This window comes from Alistipes sp. An31A, assembly GCF_002159425.1.
Lineage (GTDB): Bacteria > Bacteroidota > Bacteroidia > Bacteroidales > Rikenellaceae > Alistipes > Alistipes excrementigallinarum.
The window spans coordinates 211,464-228,573 of sequence record NZ_NFIO01000003.1 but is presented as its reverse complement, the minus strand read 5'-3'; the positions used below and the strand labels follow the sequence as shown (position 1 = coordinate 228,573).

11 protein-coding genes are annotated in these 17,110 nt (G+C 64.4%); 6 read left to right on the top strand and 5 right to left on the bottom strand.

What is annotated here, in order from left to right:
- Positions 1–261: 261 nt before the first annotated feature.
- Together B5F90_RS04515 and B5F90_RS04510 are read right to left on the bottom strand one after the other, a co-directional pair.
- On the bottom strand, positions 262–3,486 hold the full coding sequence (locus B5F90_RS04515; protein ID WP_087361614.1) for a DUF2723 domain-containing protein: 3,225 nt from the start codon (positions 3,484–3,486) through the stop codon (positions 262–264).
- A gap of 240 nt (positions 3,487–3,726) precedes the next feature.
- Positions 3,727–5,361, bottom strand: coding sequence for a DEAD/DEAH box helicase (locus tag B5F90_RS04510; protein WP_087361613.1), 1,635 nt, complete (start codon positions 5,359–5,361; stop codon positions 3,727–3,729).
- A gap of 185 nt (positions 5,362–5,546) precedes the next feature.
- Here B5F90_RS04510 and cysS point away from each other — a divergent pair, with 185 nt between their 5' ends.
- The 6 genes from cysS (at position 5,547) to B5F90_RS04480 (ending at position 13,224) form a co-directional block, all read left to right on the top strand.
- Positions 5,547–7,022 carry a cysteine--tRNA ligase gene (gene cysS / locus B5F90_RS04505; protein ID WP_087361612.1) on the top strand — a complete coding sequence of 492 codons (1,476 nt, stop codon included), beginning with the start codon at positions 5,547–5,549 and terminating at the stop codon, positions 7,020–7,022.
- 231 nt (positions 7,023–7,253) lie between these two features.
- Positions 7,254–8,651 (top strand): MATE family efflux transporter, encoded by a 1,398-nt coding sequence (locus B5F90_RS04500; RefSeq protein WP_087361611.1) that lies wholly within the window; start codon positions 7,254–7,256, stop codon positions 8,649–8,651.
- A gap of 6 nt (positions 8,652–8,657) precedes the next feature.
- On the top strand, positions 8,658–9,293 hold the full coding sequence (locus B5F90_RS04495) for a cytidylate kinase-like family protein (RefSeq protein WP_087361610.1): 636 nt from the start codon (positions 8,658–8,660) through the stop codon (positions 9,291–9,293).
- Between the two features lie 6 nt (positions 9,294–9,299).
- Positions 9,300–10,412, top strand: a complete 1,113-nt coding sequence (gene prfB, locus B5F90_RS04490) for a peptide chain release factor 2 (protein WP_087361609.1) — start codon at positions 9,300–9,302, stop codon at positions 10,410–10,412.
- 113 nt (positions 10,413–10,525) lie between these two features.
- Positions 10,526–11,953, top strand: coding sequence for a DUF1343 domain-containing protein (locus B5F90_RS04485; RefSeq protein ID WP_087361608.1), 1,428 nt, complete (start codon positions 10,526–10,528; stop codon positions 11,951–11,953).
- A gap of 131 nt (positions 11,954–12,084) precedes the next feature.
- Positions 12,085–13,224: a hypothetical protein gene (locus B5F90_RS04480; RefSeq protein ID WP_087361607.1), complete on the top strand. Its 1,140-nt coding sequence runs from the start codon at positions 12,085–12,087 to the stop codon at positions 13,222–13,224.
- A 519-nt stretch (positions 13,225–13,743) separates the two neighbouring features.
- Here B5F90_RS04480 and B5F90_RS04475 read toward each other — a convergent pair.
- The 3 genes from B5F90_RS04475 to B5F90_RS04465 all read right to left on the bottom strand — a co-directional run bounded on the left by B5F90_RS04475 (position 13,744) and on the right by B5F90_RS04465 (position 17,064).
- Positions 13,744–13,911, bottom strand: a complete 168-nt coding sequence (locus B5F90_RS04475) for a 4Fe-4S binding protein (protein ID WP_087260820.1) — start codon at positions 13,909–13,911, stop codon at positions 13,744–13,746.
- Positions 13,912–14,098: 187 nt separating this feature from the next.
- Positions 14,099–15,370, bottom strand: coding sequence for a serine--tRNA ligase (serS, locus tag B5F90_RS04470; protein WP_087361605.1), 1,272 nt, complete (start codon positions 15,368–15,370; stop codon positions 14,099–14,101).
- A 239-nt stretch (positions 15,371–15,609) separates the two neighbouring features.
- Positions 15,610–17,064 (bottom strand): arylsulfatase, encoded by a 1,455-nt coding sequence (locus B5F90_RS04465; RefSeq protein WP_087361603.1) that lies wholly within the window; start codon positions 17,062–17,064, stop codon positions 15,610–15,612.
- Positions 17,065–17,110 lie beyond the last annotated feature (46 nt).

Sequence of the window (17,110 nt, the reverse complement as noted above, 5' to 3'; positions counted from 1 at the left end):
GCGGGCGAAGCCCCGGTTCGGCCAATGTGAAGCAACAGGTTGGGCCGGTGAGAAGCAACTGGTTCAGCTGGAGAGAAGCTTTCGGGTTAGCCGGTGAGAAAGATTCGGCTCGGCTGATGGGAGTCCTCCGGTTCGGCCGGTGAGATGAAATGAAAAAGGAACTCCGCACCCCAAAGGTGCGGAGTTCCTTTTTACGTTTTCGGACCGGGAACAGAGCGGGCGCGGCATCGTTGCGCCGCGCCCGGCCCGAAAGAAGAGTCGTTACCGCTGCTCCGAGACGGTGGAGTCGGCCTGCTGGGGCTTGTCGCCCACGTCGGTGAGGTACTCCTCCGAGACGCCCAGCGAGCGGTAGTACTTGTTGATTTCAGCCACTACGTCACGCCGTCCGGCATAGCTTGCCAGCGAGTAGATGTCGCCCAGCTCGGTGAGCTTCGCATCGATGGTGTCCGACACCATGTCGCCCAGCGCTCCGTCGAAGCGGAAGTAGTACTCGATGTACTCGATGAGCGTCGTGGCATACTCCCTGAGCAGGGCATCGCCCTTCTCGGCGGCCCCTTCGGCCCCCATGCTTGCGGCGGCGTAGTACCCCTCGATGTAGGGATAGGTGTTCATGTCGGTGAAGCGAATCTGCGAGGTGGGGAACTTCTCGAGCCCCATGTCGAGCATCTCGACCGCCTCGTCGACGCGTCCCTCGCGCAGCAGCTCCTTCCCGACGCGGGCAAACATCTCGCGGGTGCGCGATGCCCCCAGGTTGTACTGCAGGAAGTAGTCCACATAGACGCGCGGGTCGTTCAGATTGCCGTAGCGGAAGGTGTCGCGCACGAGCGGCAGCGTGTAGTCGACATCCATGCGGCCGATTTCATAGGCGTTCTGCACCGGCGTGAGAATCGGCACCAGACGGTAGGCGTACCCGTCGTACTGGAGGTAGTCGAGCAGCCCGAAGTCCTGCAGGATGTAGATTTGCGTGAAGAAAATCGGACGCTTCCAGTCGAAGTTGGCCAGCATGTCGAGAATCATCAGCTGGCTCTTGTCGATGCTGCTCTGGCGGAGGTTGATGTATACCGTGTCGACCATCAGGTCGCGGTCCTTCTCGGCCACGATGCCCGAGGCAATGGCGTTCTCCTTGTTGACCGGCAGGGCGATGCGCCGTGTGGGGATGTAGTCGATGGAGGAGCCGTCAACGAGCTTGATTTTCGAACGGGGGTCATCGCTCAGCACGAAGTCCATCACCTCGTGGATGTCGACCGGACCCTCCAGACGCTCCTCGACCGGCAGCACGTCGTTGGCATAGGTGTACTTCCGCTTGGGCAGCGAGAAGGGTACGCCCGGCGCGTCGTTGGCCTTGGTCTTCATCTCGTCGATGTACCACTCGCCGCCCAGGTAGGAGGTGTTCATGATGCGCACGTCGGGGCGCACGCCGTAGACCTCCTGGTTGTTCCAGAGCGGGAAGGTGTCGTTGTCGCCGTAGTTGAGGATAATCGAGTTGGGCAGCGTCGACTGGAGGTAGTTCCAGCCGATGTCGCGGGCCATGTAGCGGTGCGAGCGGTCGTGGTCGTCCCAGTTCTGGGCGGCCAGGATGGCGGGCACGACCAGTCCGACGAGCGTCGCCGCGCCGGCAACGACCCGCGTGTCGCGCTTCGCAAGCCGGGCAAACAGGTCTCGCAGCGCCAGCACGCCGAAGCCTATCCAGATGGAGAAGGCGTAGAACGAACCGGCATAGACGTAGTCGCGTTCACGCGGCTCGCCGGGCGCCGTGTTGAAGTAGAAGACCAGCGCCACGCCCGTCATGATGAAGAGCCACATGACAATCGAGAAGTTCCGCGGGTCGCGGTTGAGCTGGTAGAGCAGTCCGACCAGACCCAGCAGGAAGGGGAGGAAGTAGTAGGTGTTGCGCCCCTTGTTCTCGGCGATTTCGTGCGGCAGGTTGTCCTGCGGGCCCAGACGCCGCTCGTCGAGCCAGCGGATGCCCGAGAGCCAGTTGCCGTCGGTGATGGTGCTCGAGCCCGAAGGCTGTATGTCGCTCTGGCGCCCCACGAAGTTCCAGAGGAAGTAGCGCCAGTACATGTAGTTGAGCTGGTAGTTGAAGAAGAAGTAGAGGTTCTCGGCAAAGGTGGGTTCGACGACCGTGCGCAGGTCGTAGCCGTCGTCGTAGACCCGCTTGCGGCCGAAGTCGAGCACCTCGCCGCGGACGGGACGTCCCTGTTCGTCGCGGACGATTTCACCCTTGTCGTCGCGCATCACCTCGGTCTTGGTGCGGTATGCGGCCCACGGCTTGTAGGCTCGCTCGCCGCGGCGCGGCTCCCACATGCGGGGGAAGAGGTGCATGAATTCCGACGAGTGGGTGTAGCCCGTGACGGTGGTGGTCGCCTTGTAGCGGCCGTCCTCGTCGAGGTAGCGCACCTGCTTCTCCTTGTAGCCCTCGATGGGTGCCGAGTAGTAGGGGCCGTAGAAGAGCGGACGGTCGCCGTACTGGTCGCGGTTGAGCACCGAGTAGAGGGCGAAGGGGTTGTTGGGGTTGTTGCTGTTCATCGGGGGATTCACCGCTGCGCGGATGGTCATCGAGGCGTAGGAGGAGTAGCCGATGAGAATCATCGTCGTCGAGAGCAGGATGACGTTCCACATCACCTTGCCCTTGCGGTGAGTGTACCACGAGGCCCACCCCATGGCGATGATGAGCGCCAGGGCGAAGAGCACCATGCCCGAGTTGACGGGCAGCCCCAGCGTGTTGACGAAGAAGAGGTCGACCATCGCCCCGCAGTAGACCGTATAGGGGATGATGATGCCGTTGATGAAGCCCAGGATGAGCAGCGCGACGAGCGTGGCGAGGCCCATGCCGCGCCAGGTCACCCGCTTGGTGGTGCGGAAGTAGTAGATGAAGACCAGCGCCGGGATGGTCAGCAGGTTGAGGATGTGCACGCCGATGGAGAGTCCCATCATGTAGGCGATGAGCACAATCCAGCGCAGGCTGTGGGGCTGGTCGGCCTCGTCCTCCCACTTGAGCATGAGCCAGATGACCAGCGCGGTGAACATCGACGAGAGGGCGTAGACCTCGCCCTCGATGGCCGAGAACCAGAAGGTGTCGGTGAAGGTGTAGGCCAGGGCGCCGACGATGCCGGCTCCGAGCACGGCCCACGTCGAGGCGACGGTCAGCTCGCGGCCGTCACGCGTGACGAGCCGTCGTGCAAGGTGCGTGATGGTCCAGAAGAGGAAGAGGATGCAGAAGGCACTCGCCAGCGAGTTCATGGCGTTGACGGCCATCCCCACGTAGTCGGGGTTGCCCAGCGCGAAGAGGGTGGCCAGACGGGCCAGCATCATGAAGAGGGGAGCTCCGGGAGGGTGCCCCACCTCGAGTTTGTAGGAGGTTGCGATGAATTCCGAACAGTCCCAGAGACTTGAGACGGGTTCCATCGTTTTCAGATAGACGAACGCCGCAATGGCGAATACCGCCCATCCGACGATGTTGTTCCAGCGTTTGAAAAATGTCATATCGGATTTGAGCTCAAGTTTTTCCTGCAAATGTAATCATTTAACGGCGAAAATCAATCGTTATTACCCCTCAAAGGCGGAAAGTTCCATGCTCGGGGCCGATTTTGTCGTTCGGGTGCCGCGCAACCGGCCGGCAGGAGGCCAGCCCTGCCGCCGGGGACCGCTGTTTTGTCGGGTGCCGCCTGTTCCGCCGCCGGAGGGGCTTGTTCTGCCCCGGAAGTTCACTCCCGACGGCACGCGTCACCGCTTTGCCGGACGGCGGTGGCTGCGGTGTCGGGCAGGGCGCTCCGCGCAGGGGCGCTCCTGATGCTCCGGATGCACGTGCCGCTCTTGACGCTCCTGCCGCTCCTGACGGGCGGGGCGTGGAGAGGTTGCGGCGTATTGGCTCTTCGCTGCGGGGTGCACCGGGTGCGCGGCATGTGCGGAGGGGCCGGTTGCGGCCGGTGCGGCGTGGGTTCCCGTGCGACGGCGACGGCTTCGGCGGGCATCGGAGCGGGTGCCGGATTGTTGCTGCGCATCGGAGGGGCGGGGTGCCGCAGCGGTGGGGTGCTCCGCACGTCGGGCGGAGGCTGCGGGGACAGGCCGGTCGCCTCCGGCTGCAGCTTTTGCGGAAACGGTCTGCCCCTTGGCGGCAGCCTTTGCGGGAGCAGCCCCGGCGGCTTTTGCCGTAGAGCCCTTTGCGGCCGGGCCCTTTGCGGGGGCAGGTTGGTAGGGCTCCGGTGCGGGGGCAGGTTCGACGGTGGGCTCGAAGCCGGCGAGGGGCGCGGCGTGGGGAATCGCGCGTCCGATGGTCCGCTCGATGTCGCGCAGCAGCGGGCGCTGCTCCTCGGAGCAGAACGAGAAGGCGCACCCCTCGCATCCGGCGCGCCCCGTGCGGCCGATGCGGTGGACGTAGGTCTCGGGAACCTCCGGCAGGTCGTAGTTGACCACCAGCGGCAGCTCCGAGATGTCGATGCCTCGCGCGGCGATGTCGGTGGCAATCAGCACGTGCAGCTCGCCCGACTTGAAGTCGCCGAGGGCCTTCTGCCGGGCGCCCTGCGACTTGTCGCCGTGGATGGCCCGCGCGGGGATGCCGCTGCGCGTGAGCGTGCGGGCGATGCGGTCGGCGCCGTGTTTGGTGCGGGCGAAGACGAGCGTCGAGCGCTCCGGCGCCCGGCGCAGCAGCTCGGCAAGCAGGGCGCTCTTGTCGGGCTTCTCGACGAAGTAGACCTCCTGGCGGATGGTCTCGACCACCGAGGCCGGCGGGGTGACGGTCACATGCACCGGGTCGTGGAGCAGCTGTTCGGCCAGCGCGGCGATGTCGGCAGGCATCGTGGCCGAGAAGAGCAGCGTCTGCTTTTGGCGGGGCAGCAGCGGCAGCAGCCGTTTGATGTCGTGGATGAAGCCCATGTCGAGCATGCGGTCCGCCTCGTCGAGCACGAAGTGGCGCACGGCGTCGAGCGTGAGGCACCCCTGCCCCAGCAGGTCAAGCAGGCGGCCCGGCGTGGCGACGAGCAGGTCGACGCCCTGCTGGAGCGCCTCGACCTGGGGCCGCTGGCTGACGCCGCCGAAGATGACCGTGTGGCGGATGCGCGTGAAGCGGGCGTAGTCGCGGCAGCAGGTGTCAATCTGGATGGCCAGCTCGCGCGTGGGGGTGAGAATCAGAGCCCGTACGGGGCGTCGTCCGCGCGGGGCGGGCGAGGAGTCGAGCAGCTGGATGAGCGGCAGCGCGAAGGCCGCCGTCTTGCCCGTGCCGGTCTGGGCGCAGCCCAGCAGGTCGCGCCCGGCCAGCACGGCCGGAATGGCCTGCTGCTGAATGGGGGTGGGGGTATCGTACCCGATTGCTTCGACGGCCCTCTGCAGTGGGGCCGTCAGTGCCAAGTCGTGGAATGTCATGCGTGTTGTAATCTGCGGGATTTGCGGCGGCAGCCTCTGCGGCCGTTGCCGCCGCTGTCGCCTCGAAAGGGCCCCGCCGGCGCGTTGCGGGGCCGTCGGGGCGCGGCAAAGGTAGGATTTATTGTCGGATTTTGGGCGCACTCTGAATTATATTTCCTATTTTTGTAGCAAAATATTCCGACACTATGGATTCCAAACTCGTGCTTTACAATACGCTCACCCGCCGCAAGGAGGTGTTCGAGCCGATTACCCCCGGCCGCGTGGGGATGTACGTCTGCGGCCCCACGGTCTACGGCGACCCCCATCTGGGCCATGCCCGTCCGGCCGTGACCTTCGACCTGCTGTTCCGCTACCTGAAGGCCTCGGGCTACAAGGTGCGCTACGTGCGCAACATCACCGACGTGGGCCATCTGGAACACGACGCCGACGAGGGTGAGGACAAAATCGCCAAGAAGGCGCGTCTCGAGCAGCTCGAACCGATGGAGGTGGCCCACTACTATACGGAGCGCTACCACCACGCTATGGATGCGCTCAACGTCGAGACGCCCTCTATCGAGCCCTGCGCCTCGGGCCACATCATCGAGCAGATTGCCTTCGTCAAGCGGATTCTCGATGCGGGCTACGCCTACGTGTCGAACGGTTCGGTATACTTCGACGTCGAGAAGTACAACGCCGCCTACAACTACGGCCGCCTGTCGGGCCGCAACCTCGACGACATCGTCGCCAACACGCGCGAGCTCGACGGCCAGAGCGACAAGCACCACTCCTACGACTTCGCCCTCTGGAAGAAGGCCTCGCCCGAACACATCATGCGGTGGCCCTCGCCCTGGAGCGACGGCTTCCCGGGCTGGCACATGGAGTGCTCGGCCATGTCGACGCGCTATCTGGGCGAGCGGTTCGACATCCACGGCGGCGGCATGGACCTCATGTTCCCCCACCACGAGTGCGAAATCGCGCAGTCGACGGCCGCTCTGGGCCACGATTCGGCGCGCTACTGGGTCCACAACAACATGATTACCATCAATGGCCAGAAGATGGGCAAGTCGCTGGGCAACTTCATCACGCTCGAGGAGCTCTTCACGGGGCGCCACCGTCTTCTGGCACAGGCCTACTCGCCGATGACCATCCGCTTCTTCGTGCTGCAGGCCCACTACCGCTCGACGCTCGACTTCTCGAACGAGGCGCTGCAGGCCGCCGAGAAGGGGCTCGACCGTCTGATGAAGGCCGTCGAGACGCTCGACCGCCTCAAGGCGTCGGACTCCTCGACGGTCAATCCGGCCGAGCTCGAGGAGCGCTGCCGCGCGGCGATGGACGACGACCTCAATTCGCCGATGGTCATCTCGGCCCTCTTCGACTGGGTGCGCATCATCAACCAGATTGCCGAGGGGCAGCAGCGCATCTCGGCCGAGGACCTCAAGGCGCTTCACACGACGGTGCACCGCTACGTCTTCGGCATCCTCGGACTGAAGGACGAGAAGGCGGCCGGCGCCGCTTCGGGCCGCGACTACGTGACGCCGCTGGTCGAGCTGCTGCTCGAGGAGCGTCTCAAGGCGCGTGCCGCCAAGGACTGGGCCACGTCGGACCGCATCCGCGACGGCCTCTCCGCCGCCGGCATCCGCGTCAAGGACCGCAAGGACGGCAGCGACTGGGAGCTCGAGTAGCGCTGCGGAACCCCTGCCCCGGCATCCATCCGCCGGGGCGCAGGTGTGCTCTCCGGAGGGCAGGGTCTCCGGGGCGGAGACTCCATCCGTCCGGAGTGCTCCGCCACGGGACTGTCCGTGCCGGGAAGAGAGCCCGGGGTTCCTCCCCTGAATGAAAAATAAACAACGGGGTGCCTGCGGGCATCCGCATCTGGAAGAGACAACGCAAGGAAAGAAAGGAGAGAAGAAGTTATGACGGAGATAAGGGGAGCGGCCATGGAGCTCGGAACCGAGCGTATTCGCAAACTGCTCGTGCAGTATGCCGTGCCGGCCATCATTGCCATGACGGCCTCGTCGCTCTACAACATGGTGGACAGCATCTTCATCGGCCACGGCGTGGGCCCGCTCGCCATTTCGGGTCTGGCGCTCACCTTCCCGCTGATGAACCTCGCGGCGGCCTTCGGCTCGCTGGTGGGCGTGGGTGCCGCGACGCTCGTCTCGATGCGCCTCGGACAGCGCGACTACGACACGGCCGGCAAGGTGCTGGGCAACGTCTTCATGCTCAATCTGATTATCGGCGTGGCCTTCAGCATCGTCACGCTGCTCTTCCTCGACCCGATTCTCTACTTCTTCGGTGCGAGCGAGGCGACGGTGGGCTATGCGCGCGAGTACATGACCGTGATTCTGCTGGGCAACGTTATCACGCACATGTATCTGGGGCTGAACTCCGTGCTGCGCGCCTCGGGCCACCCGCGCAAGGCGATGTACGCCACCATCAATACGGTGGTTATCAATACGGTGCTCGACCCGCTCTTTATCTACGGCTTCGGCTGGGGCATCCGCGGCGCCGCCATCGCCACGGTGCTTGCCCAGGTCATCTCGCTCGTGTGGCAGTTCCGCATCCTCTCCGACCGGCGCGAGCTGCTCCACTTCCGGCGCGGCATCTACCGCCTCCATGCCAAAATCGTGCGCGACATCCTGGCCATCGGCATGTCGCCCTTCCTGATGAACCTGGCCGCCTGCTTCATCGTGATTCTCATCAACAAGGGGCTCAAGGAGTTCGGCGGCGACCTCTCCATCGGCGCCTACGGCATCGTCAACCGTGTGGCCTTCTTCTTCGTGATGGTGGTCATGGGGCTCAACCAGGGCATGCAGCCCATCGCCGGCTACAACTTCGGCGCGCAGCAGTACGACCGCGTGCTGCGGGTGCTGAAGCTGACGGCCATCGGCGCCACGTGCGTCACCACGTGCGGCTTCCTGCTGGGCGAGCTGATGCCGCGGCTGGCCGTCTCGCTCTTCACGAAGGATGCCGAGCTGGTGCGTCTGGCGGCCGAGGGCATGCGCATCACCTTTGTCTGCTTCCCGATTATCGGCTTCCAGATGGTGGCCACCAACTTCTTCATGAGCATCGGCATGGCCGGCAAGGCCATCTTCCTGTCGCTCTCGCGCCAGCTGCTCTTCCTGCTGCCGGGGCTCGTGCTGCTGCCTCCGCTCTTCGACCAGTATACGCAGTGGAACGGCAGCTGGGGCGTATGGTGCGCCATGCCGCTGTCGGACCTGCTGGCCAGCATCGTCGCCTTCCTCATGCTGATGCATCAACTGCGCGGATTCAGGCGCCTGGTGGGGCCGGACTCCGCACCTCAAAAATAACGCGATATGGACAAGTTCGTAATCAACATAGGCCGCCAGCTGGGCAGCGGCGGCAAGGCTGTCGGCGAGCTTCTTGCCCGCCGGCTCGGCATCCGGATGTACGACAAGCAGCTCATCGCCCTGGCGGCCGACCAGAGCGGCATCCGTCCCGAACACTTCGAGAAGGCCGACGAGAAGGAGTCGCGCGGCATGCTCTCGTCGCTGGTCTACTACCTGAGGGCCCCCTTCTGCGGCGACAACGCCACGGTGGCCAACGTGCTGTCGAACGACGCGCTGTTCAAAATCCAGAGCGACGTGATTCGCGACCTGGCCGCACGCGAGTCGTGCATCTTCGTGGGACGCTGCGCCGACTACATCCTGCGCGACCATCCGCGCGCGGTCAACGTCTTCATCTCGGCCGACGAGGAGGACCGCATCGAGCGGCTCTGCCGCCTGCACGGCATCACGCCCGAGGAGGCGCGCACGCGGATGCGGCGGACCGACGCCAGCCGCGCCGACTATTACAATTACTACAGCTCCCGCACGTGGGGCGAAGCGGCCACCTATCACCTGTGTGTCAACTCGTCGACGCTCGGCGGTGAGGAGGGAACGGCCGACTTCATCCTCGAATTTGCGTCGCGGAAGCTCAAAACCCGATTCTGAAACATCATGGTACTTGCCGAACAAATCAAGGAGGCGGCCGCGCGCCGCGATACGCTCTACCGCTGTCTCGACATCGAACAGCGCCGGATAGACCTGCGCAACGAGGAGGAGAAGACCCAGGAGCCCGACTTCTGGAACGACCCCGCCAAGGCGCGCGAACAGCTGCGCAAGGTGGCGGGCATCAAGGCGTGGATTGAGGAGTACGATGCCGTGGACAAGCTGGTCGAGGACCTCGAGCTGATGCCCGACTTCGTGAAGGAGGGGGTCGTCTCCGAGGAGGAGCTCGACGCCCACTACGCCGAGACGATGGAGCGCATCGGAAAACTCGAGATGCGCAACATGCTGCGCCGCGACGAGGACAAGCTGGGCGCCATCATGGACATCAACGCCGGTGCGGGCGGCACCGAGGCGCTCGACTGGGCCTCGATGCTCATGCGCATGTATACGCGCTGGGGCGAGGCCCACGGCTACAAGGTCAAGGTGCTCGATTACCAGGCCGGCGAGGAGGTGGGCGTCAAGTCCTGTACGCTGGAGTTCGAGGGCGACTATGCCTACGGCTATCTGAAGAGCGAAAACGGCGTCCACCGCATGGTGCGCCTCTCGCCCTTCAACGCCAACAACAAGCGCCAGACAACCTTCGCCTCGGTCTTCGTCTCGCCGGCGGTCGACGACTCGATTGAGATTGTGGTCAATCCGGCCGACATCGAGTGGGACACCTTCCGTTCGAGCGGTGCGGGCGGCCAGAACGTCAACAAGGTGGAGACGGCCGTGCGCCTGCGCTACCACGGCAAGGACCCCGATACGGGCGAACCGGTGGAGTACCTCATCGAGAACATGGAGACCCGCTCCCAGCTGATGAACCGCGAGAATGCGATGCGCATCCTCAAGTCGAAGCTCTACCAGCGCGAGCTGGACAAGCGCATGGCGACGCAGCAGGCTCTGGAGGCCTCGAAGAAGCGCATCGAGTGGGGCTCGCAGATTCGCTCCTACGTCTTCGACGACCGCCGGGTGAAGGACCACCGCACGGGGGTGCAGACCTCGGATGTCGATGCGGTGATGGACGGCGACATCGACGCCTTCATCAAGGCCTACCTGATGGAGTTCGGCGGCGAGGCGTAGCGCAGCGGCCGGAGTGTAATGCGCGAAGGCCCCGTTCCCGTCGGCGGAACGGGGCCTTCGTCGCAGGAGCCGGCATCTTTTTTCATGGACAACCTCTGAAACGTGTTGAAGCGATGAACCATTCGACAACCTTGCGTTGCCGCCGGGGCCTGCGGAGCCTCCTTGCGGCGTTGTGTACGGGCCTCTGCGCCCTTGTTGCGGTGCAGACGGCCGCCGCTGCGGTGCTGCTGCCGTACGTGGAGACGGCGTGTGACGGGCCGGCTTCAGCGGCTCCTTCCCGTGCGACGACCGACGCCGGACCGTTGGTCGGCATGACCGATACGGCGGCCTACTTCCCGCTGCTGCGCGGCCGGCGCGTGGCCGTGCTGGCCAACCATACCTCGGTGGCCCTCCGCTCCGAGCTGGGCGACGCCGCACATGCTTCCGCCGCAACCTCTGCTGCAACCTCTGCTGCAACCTCCGCTGCAACCTCCGTTGCAACCCCTGCGGCCTCTTCGCGGCAGCTTGCGATGACGCCCGCCGGCGAGGGGTGGGTCCATCTGGTCGACCTGCTCCACGAATGCGGCTTCGACCTCCGGGCCATCTTCTCGCCCGAGCACGGCTTCCGCGGCGAGGCCGACGCCGGGGCCCACGTCCAAAGCTCGGTCGATGCCCGCACCGGCGTCCCGATTCGGTCGCTCTATGACGGCCGGACGCAGCGCCCCTCCGACGAGGCGATGCGCTCGTTCGACGTGCTGGTGGTCGACCTGCAGGATGTCGGGCTGCGCTTCTATACCTATTATATAACGATGCTGCGGATGATGGAGGCGTGCGCCGACTACGGAATTCCGGTCGTGGTGTTGGACCGACCCAACCCCAACGGCCGCCACATCGACGGCCCGGTGCTCGACATGAAGTACCGCTCGGGGGTCGGAGCCCTGCCACTACCCGTGCTGCACGGCCTGACGATGGGCGAGATTGCCCGGATGGCGGTGGGCGAGGGGTGGACGCCGCCCTGCTCGCTGGAGGTGGTCCCCTGCCGCCGCTATACGCACGCTACCCCCTACCGGCTGCCCGTCGCCCCCTCGCCCAACCTCCGCACGCAGCGGGCCGTCTACCTCTACGCCTCGCTCTGCCTCTTCGAGGGGACGGTCGTCAGCCTGGGGCGCGGCACCGACTGCCCGTTCGAGTGCTACGGCCACCCCGACCTTGCGGGCGACTTCTCCTTCACGCCCCGCCCGACGGCCGGTGCGGCCCATCCGCCGCTCGAGGGGCGCCTCTGCCACGGCCGCGACCTGAGGAAGCTCTCCGAGGAGGAGGCCGCCGGGGTAGGCTTCTCGCTCGGCTGGCTGCTCGAGGCCTGTCACGGGCTGGAGCTCGGCGAGCGCTTCTTCACCCCCATGTTCGAGAAGCTGGTCGGTGTGGGGTATCTCCGTCCGCTGATACTCGAGGGGGCCACGGAGGAGCAGATGCGCGCCCGCTGGCACGACGATTTGCTCCGTTACCGCACGATGCGTCTTGGGTACCTGCTCTATCCCGACGGCCCGGCTTCGGAATTGTGAATAAAATTGTCGAAAAAAAAAGAAACGGCAGTGATATATCGGAGGTTTTTTTCCTATATTTGTGAAAGCGTTGTTTGTGAACAAACCCTTAATACTCGATTTTCATTGTCTAATTTAAATATCCCGAGTGTATGAAAATGACGAATTTCTTCAAGATGGCCCTCATGGGTATCTTTGCAGCCGGAGTCTTCACGGCTTGCGGTGGTGACGACGACAACCCCAATCCCAACCCCAATCCCGGCGGCGGGGATGATCCCAAGACGGCTCCGACCATCACGCTGACCGGCGCTCAGACCTCCGGTTCGGAGAGCTCTTCGCTGACCTTCAAGCTCACGCTCAAGAATGCCGAGTCGGCCAAATACCTCACGGTACCGACCTCGGAACTCAATAACGCTCTGAACAGCGCAACGCTCGAGGAGCTGGTTCAGTCCGAAGGCAATGCACTCACCAGCTCGCAGCTTCAGAACGCTCTGGGCCAGGGTCTCGACCTGGTGTTCACGCAGCTGGAGCCCAACACGGAGTATACCTGCGCCGTATATGCCGTTAACGGCACCGAGTCGGCCGTGAAGTCGGCAACCGCAACGACGGCCAACGGTGGCGGCGGCAGCGTAACGCCGGGCACGGGCAGCGACGCCTACAATGCATGGATTGGCACGTGGAACGTGACCAGTACGAGCTCGCTTGCCAGCAAGAAGCCTATTTCGTTCACGGTAAGCATTGCAGAGCTTAATGCCGACCAGTCCTATGCCATAACGGGTTGGGGCATCTCGGTTGTTGCCGCACAGCAGCCCGCCGGTGCAATCTTCAACAGCGAGGACGGCAAGTTCTACTTTGTCAACGGTCAGGAGCTCGGTGAGGTTTCCGGCCCGCAAGGCGAGTCGCTGATGGTAACCTATCTGGGCGTTTGCGGTTACAACGATAGCTGGACGGTTGTTACGGGTGACTACTACGGCCTGATTGGTACGCTGTCTGAGGACGGCAATACGGCAACCTTCGAGGGTGAGTCGATTGAGATTTCGACCGGTGACGTGGTTCCCGTCTATACGTTTGACTTCTTCGCCATGGGTGCCGATTCGTTCTACCTCTACAAGACGGCTGACGGCTTCACCGACGAAGACTACCCGATTGGCCCCTACACGCTCACCAAGAGCGGTTCGGCAGCTTCGAGCAAGGGTCTGCACACCTACTTTGCAGCTCCCCAGGCCAAGAAGGCCGGCTATCCCGTACGTCTGCTCAGCAAGGAGGTTCGTACGGCCATCCTGGCAAAATAGGCTCCGCGAGGAGAAGCATGCTCCTTAGCGGGCGATACGACAAGGGAGGAACTCCAACTGGGGTTCCTCCCTTTTTTGTATCCGCTCACTTGTTTTTTACGCACCCTTGATTTTGTATCCGAACCCCTGTCTCGGGGCTGATGCCCCAAGGGCCTGCCGACGGTCGCGGGGCGAAGTGTTGCCGTCGCCCGTCTGTCCGTCGCCCGCTGCCAGTCCGCCGGTCACCGCCCGGCCATTGCTGTCCGCCATTCGCTGTTCTTTGCTGCCCGGTCACCCGGTCACCCGGTCACCGTCGTCCGTTGTCTGTCGCCAGTCCGTCGCCCGCCGTCTGTCCGCGGCCGAAGACCGTCAGACGGGACGATGCCGGCCGGCTGCGGGCGGAGTGTAGCCGTCGTCTGCCGTCCGCCTGCCTGTCGTCAGCCTGTCGTCGGCTTGTCTGCCAGTCACCGCCCGGCCACAAAAACAAAAAATGCACCGCCGGACGAACCGGTCGGTGCATTTTCTATTCGAATCTTCGTGTTACTCCGATACGATAGCCTCCGAGGGGCATACGCCGGCGCAGGTGCCGCAGTCGATGCACTTGTCGGGGTCAATCACGTAGATGTCGCCGGCCGAGATGGCCTCAACGGGGCACTCACCGATGCAGGTGCCGCAGGCTACGCAGGAGTCGGTAATTTTGTAAGCCATTGCAGTAAATTTTATTGGTTAATGTGTGTTGTGTCAGCAAAGATAAGCAAATATCTCGGATAAACAAATCTCCCGTAATGGGGAATTGCATCCTCTCGGCCTCACTTTGTCGTGTCGACGCTTTCCGGCCGCCGGACGGGCCAGGCCTCGGGGTCCGGCACCGCCCTGTGGGGTCGGGCGGCGTGGGTTAGCGAATCATGTCGAAGCCCGTGTAGGGTACCAGCACCTCGGGGATGCGGATGCCGTCGGGCGTCTGGAAGTCCTCGAGCATGGCGGCCACGATGCGCGGAAGGGCCAGCGACGAGCCGTTGAGCGTGTGGGCCAGGTGAATCTTCTTGTCGGCATCCTTGTAGCGGAGCTTCAGGCGGTTGGCCTGGAACGACTCGAAGTTCGAGACGGACGAAACCTCCAGCCAGCGCTTCTGCGCCTCGGAGTAGACCTCGAAGTCGTAGGTCAGCGCCGAGGTGAACGACATGTCGCCGCCGCAGAGCCGCAGGATGCGGTAGGGAAGGCCGAGCGAGCGGACAATCGACTCGACATGGGCCACCATGCCGTCGAGCGCCTCATAGGAACGGTCGGGCAGCGAGAGCTGGACGATTTCCACCTTGTCGAACTGGTGCAGACGGTTCAGACCGCGCACGTCCTTGCCGTAGGAGCCTGCCTCGCGGCGGAAGCAGGGGGTGTAGGCGGTCATCTTGACCGGGAAGTCCTTCTCGTCGAGAATCACGTCGCGGTAGATGTTCGTCACGGGCACTTCGGCCGTTGGAATCATGTAGTAGTTGTCGACCGTGGCGTGGTACATCTGCTCCTCCTTGTCGGGCAGCTGGCCGGTGCCGAAGCCCGACGCCTCGTTGACCATCACCGGAGGCTCGACCTCCAGATAGCCGGCCTTGGTGTTGCAGTCGAGGAAGTAGTTGATGAGCGCGCGCTGCAGACGGGCGCCCTGTCCCTTGTAGACGGGGAATCCGGCGCCGGTGAGCTTCACGCCCAGGTCGAAGTCGATGATGTCGTACTTGCGGGCCAGCTCCCAGTGGGGCAGTGCATTCTCGGGCAGCTTGGTGTAGCTCTCGACGAGCTTGACCACCAGGTTGTCGGCCGCCGTGCGTCCCTCGGGGACGATGTCGGCGGGGAAGTTGGGCAGCGAGACGATGGCGGCCTGCAGCTCCTCGGCCACCTCCTTGGCCTCGGTGTTGAGGCGTGCCGACTGCTCCTTGAGTCCGGCGACGAAGCTCTTGCGCTCCTCGGCCTCCTCGCGGCGGCCCTGGCTCATCAGCATGCCAATCTCCTTGGCCGCCTTGTTCTGGGTTGCGAGCGTGTTGTCGAGCTCGACCTGGATGGCCTTGCGGCGGTCGTCGAGCTTCTCGATTTTGGCAATGACCGGGGCTGCATCCACGCCCTTCTTGGCGAGTTTGCGGATGGCGGCCTGGGGGTCTTCTCTCAGTTGCTTGATTGTAAGCATGGTATCTTCGTTTTGTTGTGTATTCCCTTTTCAGTCTGCAAAATTAGTAAAAATCGCCTCAAAGTGGCGCTCCGGGCCCCGTTTTTTGGATGGCAGAGCTTATTTTTCGCAAGGAGGTGCGGCCGGTCTCCCGCGGCGCGGCAGTCTTGCGGAGGCGGATGGTCCGTGCGGCCGTTTCCCTTGGTCGTGCCGGGCCTCCGTCGTGCGGGCCTGAGGCGAAGTGCGCTTTCCGCCCGGGCTCACTCCCCGAAGAGGGGCCACGAGGGGTCCGAGGCGTAGGCCTGCTCCATGAGCCGGCGCAGCTCGGCGACCTTTTCGGGATGGCTGGCCGCCAGGTCGTGCTCCTCGGCGGGGTCCTCGTCGAGGTTGTAGAGCTCGTAGCGCGGGGCGTCGCTGCGGATGTCGAGGTGGAGCAGTTTCCAGGGCCCCTGCCGCACGGCCTCACGCCCGTCGAGCTCCATGAAGCCGAAGTAGAGGTAGTCGTGCTCCGCCTGCTCCTCCATTCGCCCTTCGAGCAGCGGCAGGAGGCTCAGACCGTCGCCCGAGGGGGCGTCGCGTCCCGTCAGCTCGGCGAAGGTGGCCGGCAGGTCCCAGAAGGCGCATACGAAGTCGCTTTGGCTGCCGGGGGCCACGTGTCCCGGCCACGAGACGAGCAGCGGCACGCGGATGCCTCCCTCGTAGAGGTCGCGCTTGTAGCCGCGCAGCGGGCCGTTGCTGTCGAAGAAGTCGGGGTCGGCGCCCCCTTCCAGATGGGGCCCGTTGTCGCTGGCGAAGAGGATGACGGTATTATCGAGCAGCCCCTTTTCGCGGAGTTTGGCCACCAGCTCGCCCACGTAGCGGTCCAGCCGCGTGACCATCGCCGCAAAGGTCGCCCGCGGATACTCCTGCGAGCAGTAGCCGCCCCGGCGGAAGGCGGGGCCCGAGTCGATGCCCCGGTAGGGGGTCTCCTCGAAGCGGCCCCGCAGGCGGAGGATGGTGCTGTCCTCGGGGACAATCAGCTCGGCGTGGGGGATGGTCGTGGGGTAGAAGAGCAGGAAGGGCTCGTCGGCCGTGCGCTCGTCGAGGAAGCGCAGCGCCTCGGTGTGAATCAGGTCGGGGGCGTAGCTTCCCGCTCCGTAGGGGGTCTGCCCGTCGTTGCCCGGCAGCTCGACGCGCGTCGAGTCGCTCCACAAGTGGTCGGGGTAGTAGCTGTGGGCCAGCAGCTGGCAGTTGTAGCCGTAGAAGCGGTCGACGCCCTGGTTGGCCGGGTCGCCCGTCGAGCCGATGAAGCCCAGCCCCCACTTGCCGAAGACCCCCGTCGTGTAGCCCGACTGCTTGAAGATGCGAAAGAGCTCGGCGGCGCCGTAGGGGAGCGGGTACTGCCCTTCGGGGGGCAGCTCGATGTTGCCGCGCACGGGGGTATGGCCCGAGTGGGTGCCGGTAAGCAGGCACGAGCGCGACGGGGCGCTGACGGTCGTGCCCGCGTAGCACTGCGTGAAGCGCATGCCCGTGAGCGCGAGCGAGTCGATGTGGGGCGTGGCGAAGCGCTGCTGCCCGTAGCAGCTCAGGTCGCCGTAGCCCAGGTCGTCGGCCAGAATGAAGAGCACGTTGGGGCGGCGGGGCGCCTCGGCGTTGCGGGGCGAGCAGGCGGTCGTCAGCTGCGAGGCCGTTGCGCCGAGCAGCAGCGCGCCGCCGATTCGGAGGGGAGTGGTCATGGTGCGGTGGGGGTTTTGGTTGCGGAGGCTAATTTAGCGATTATAT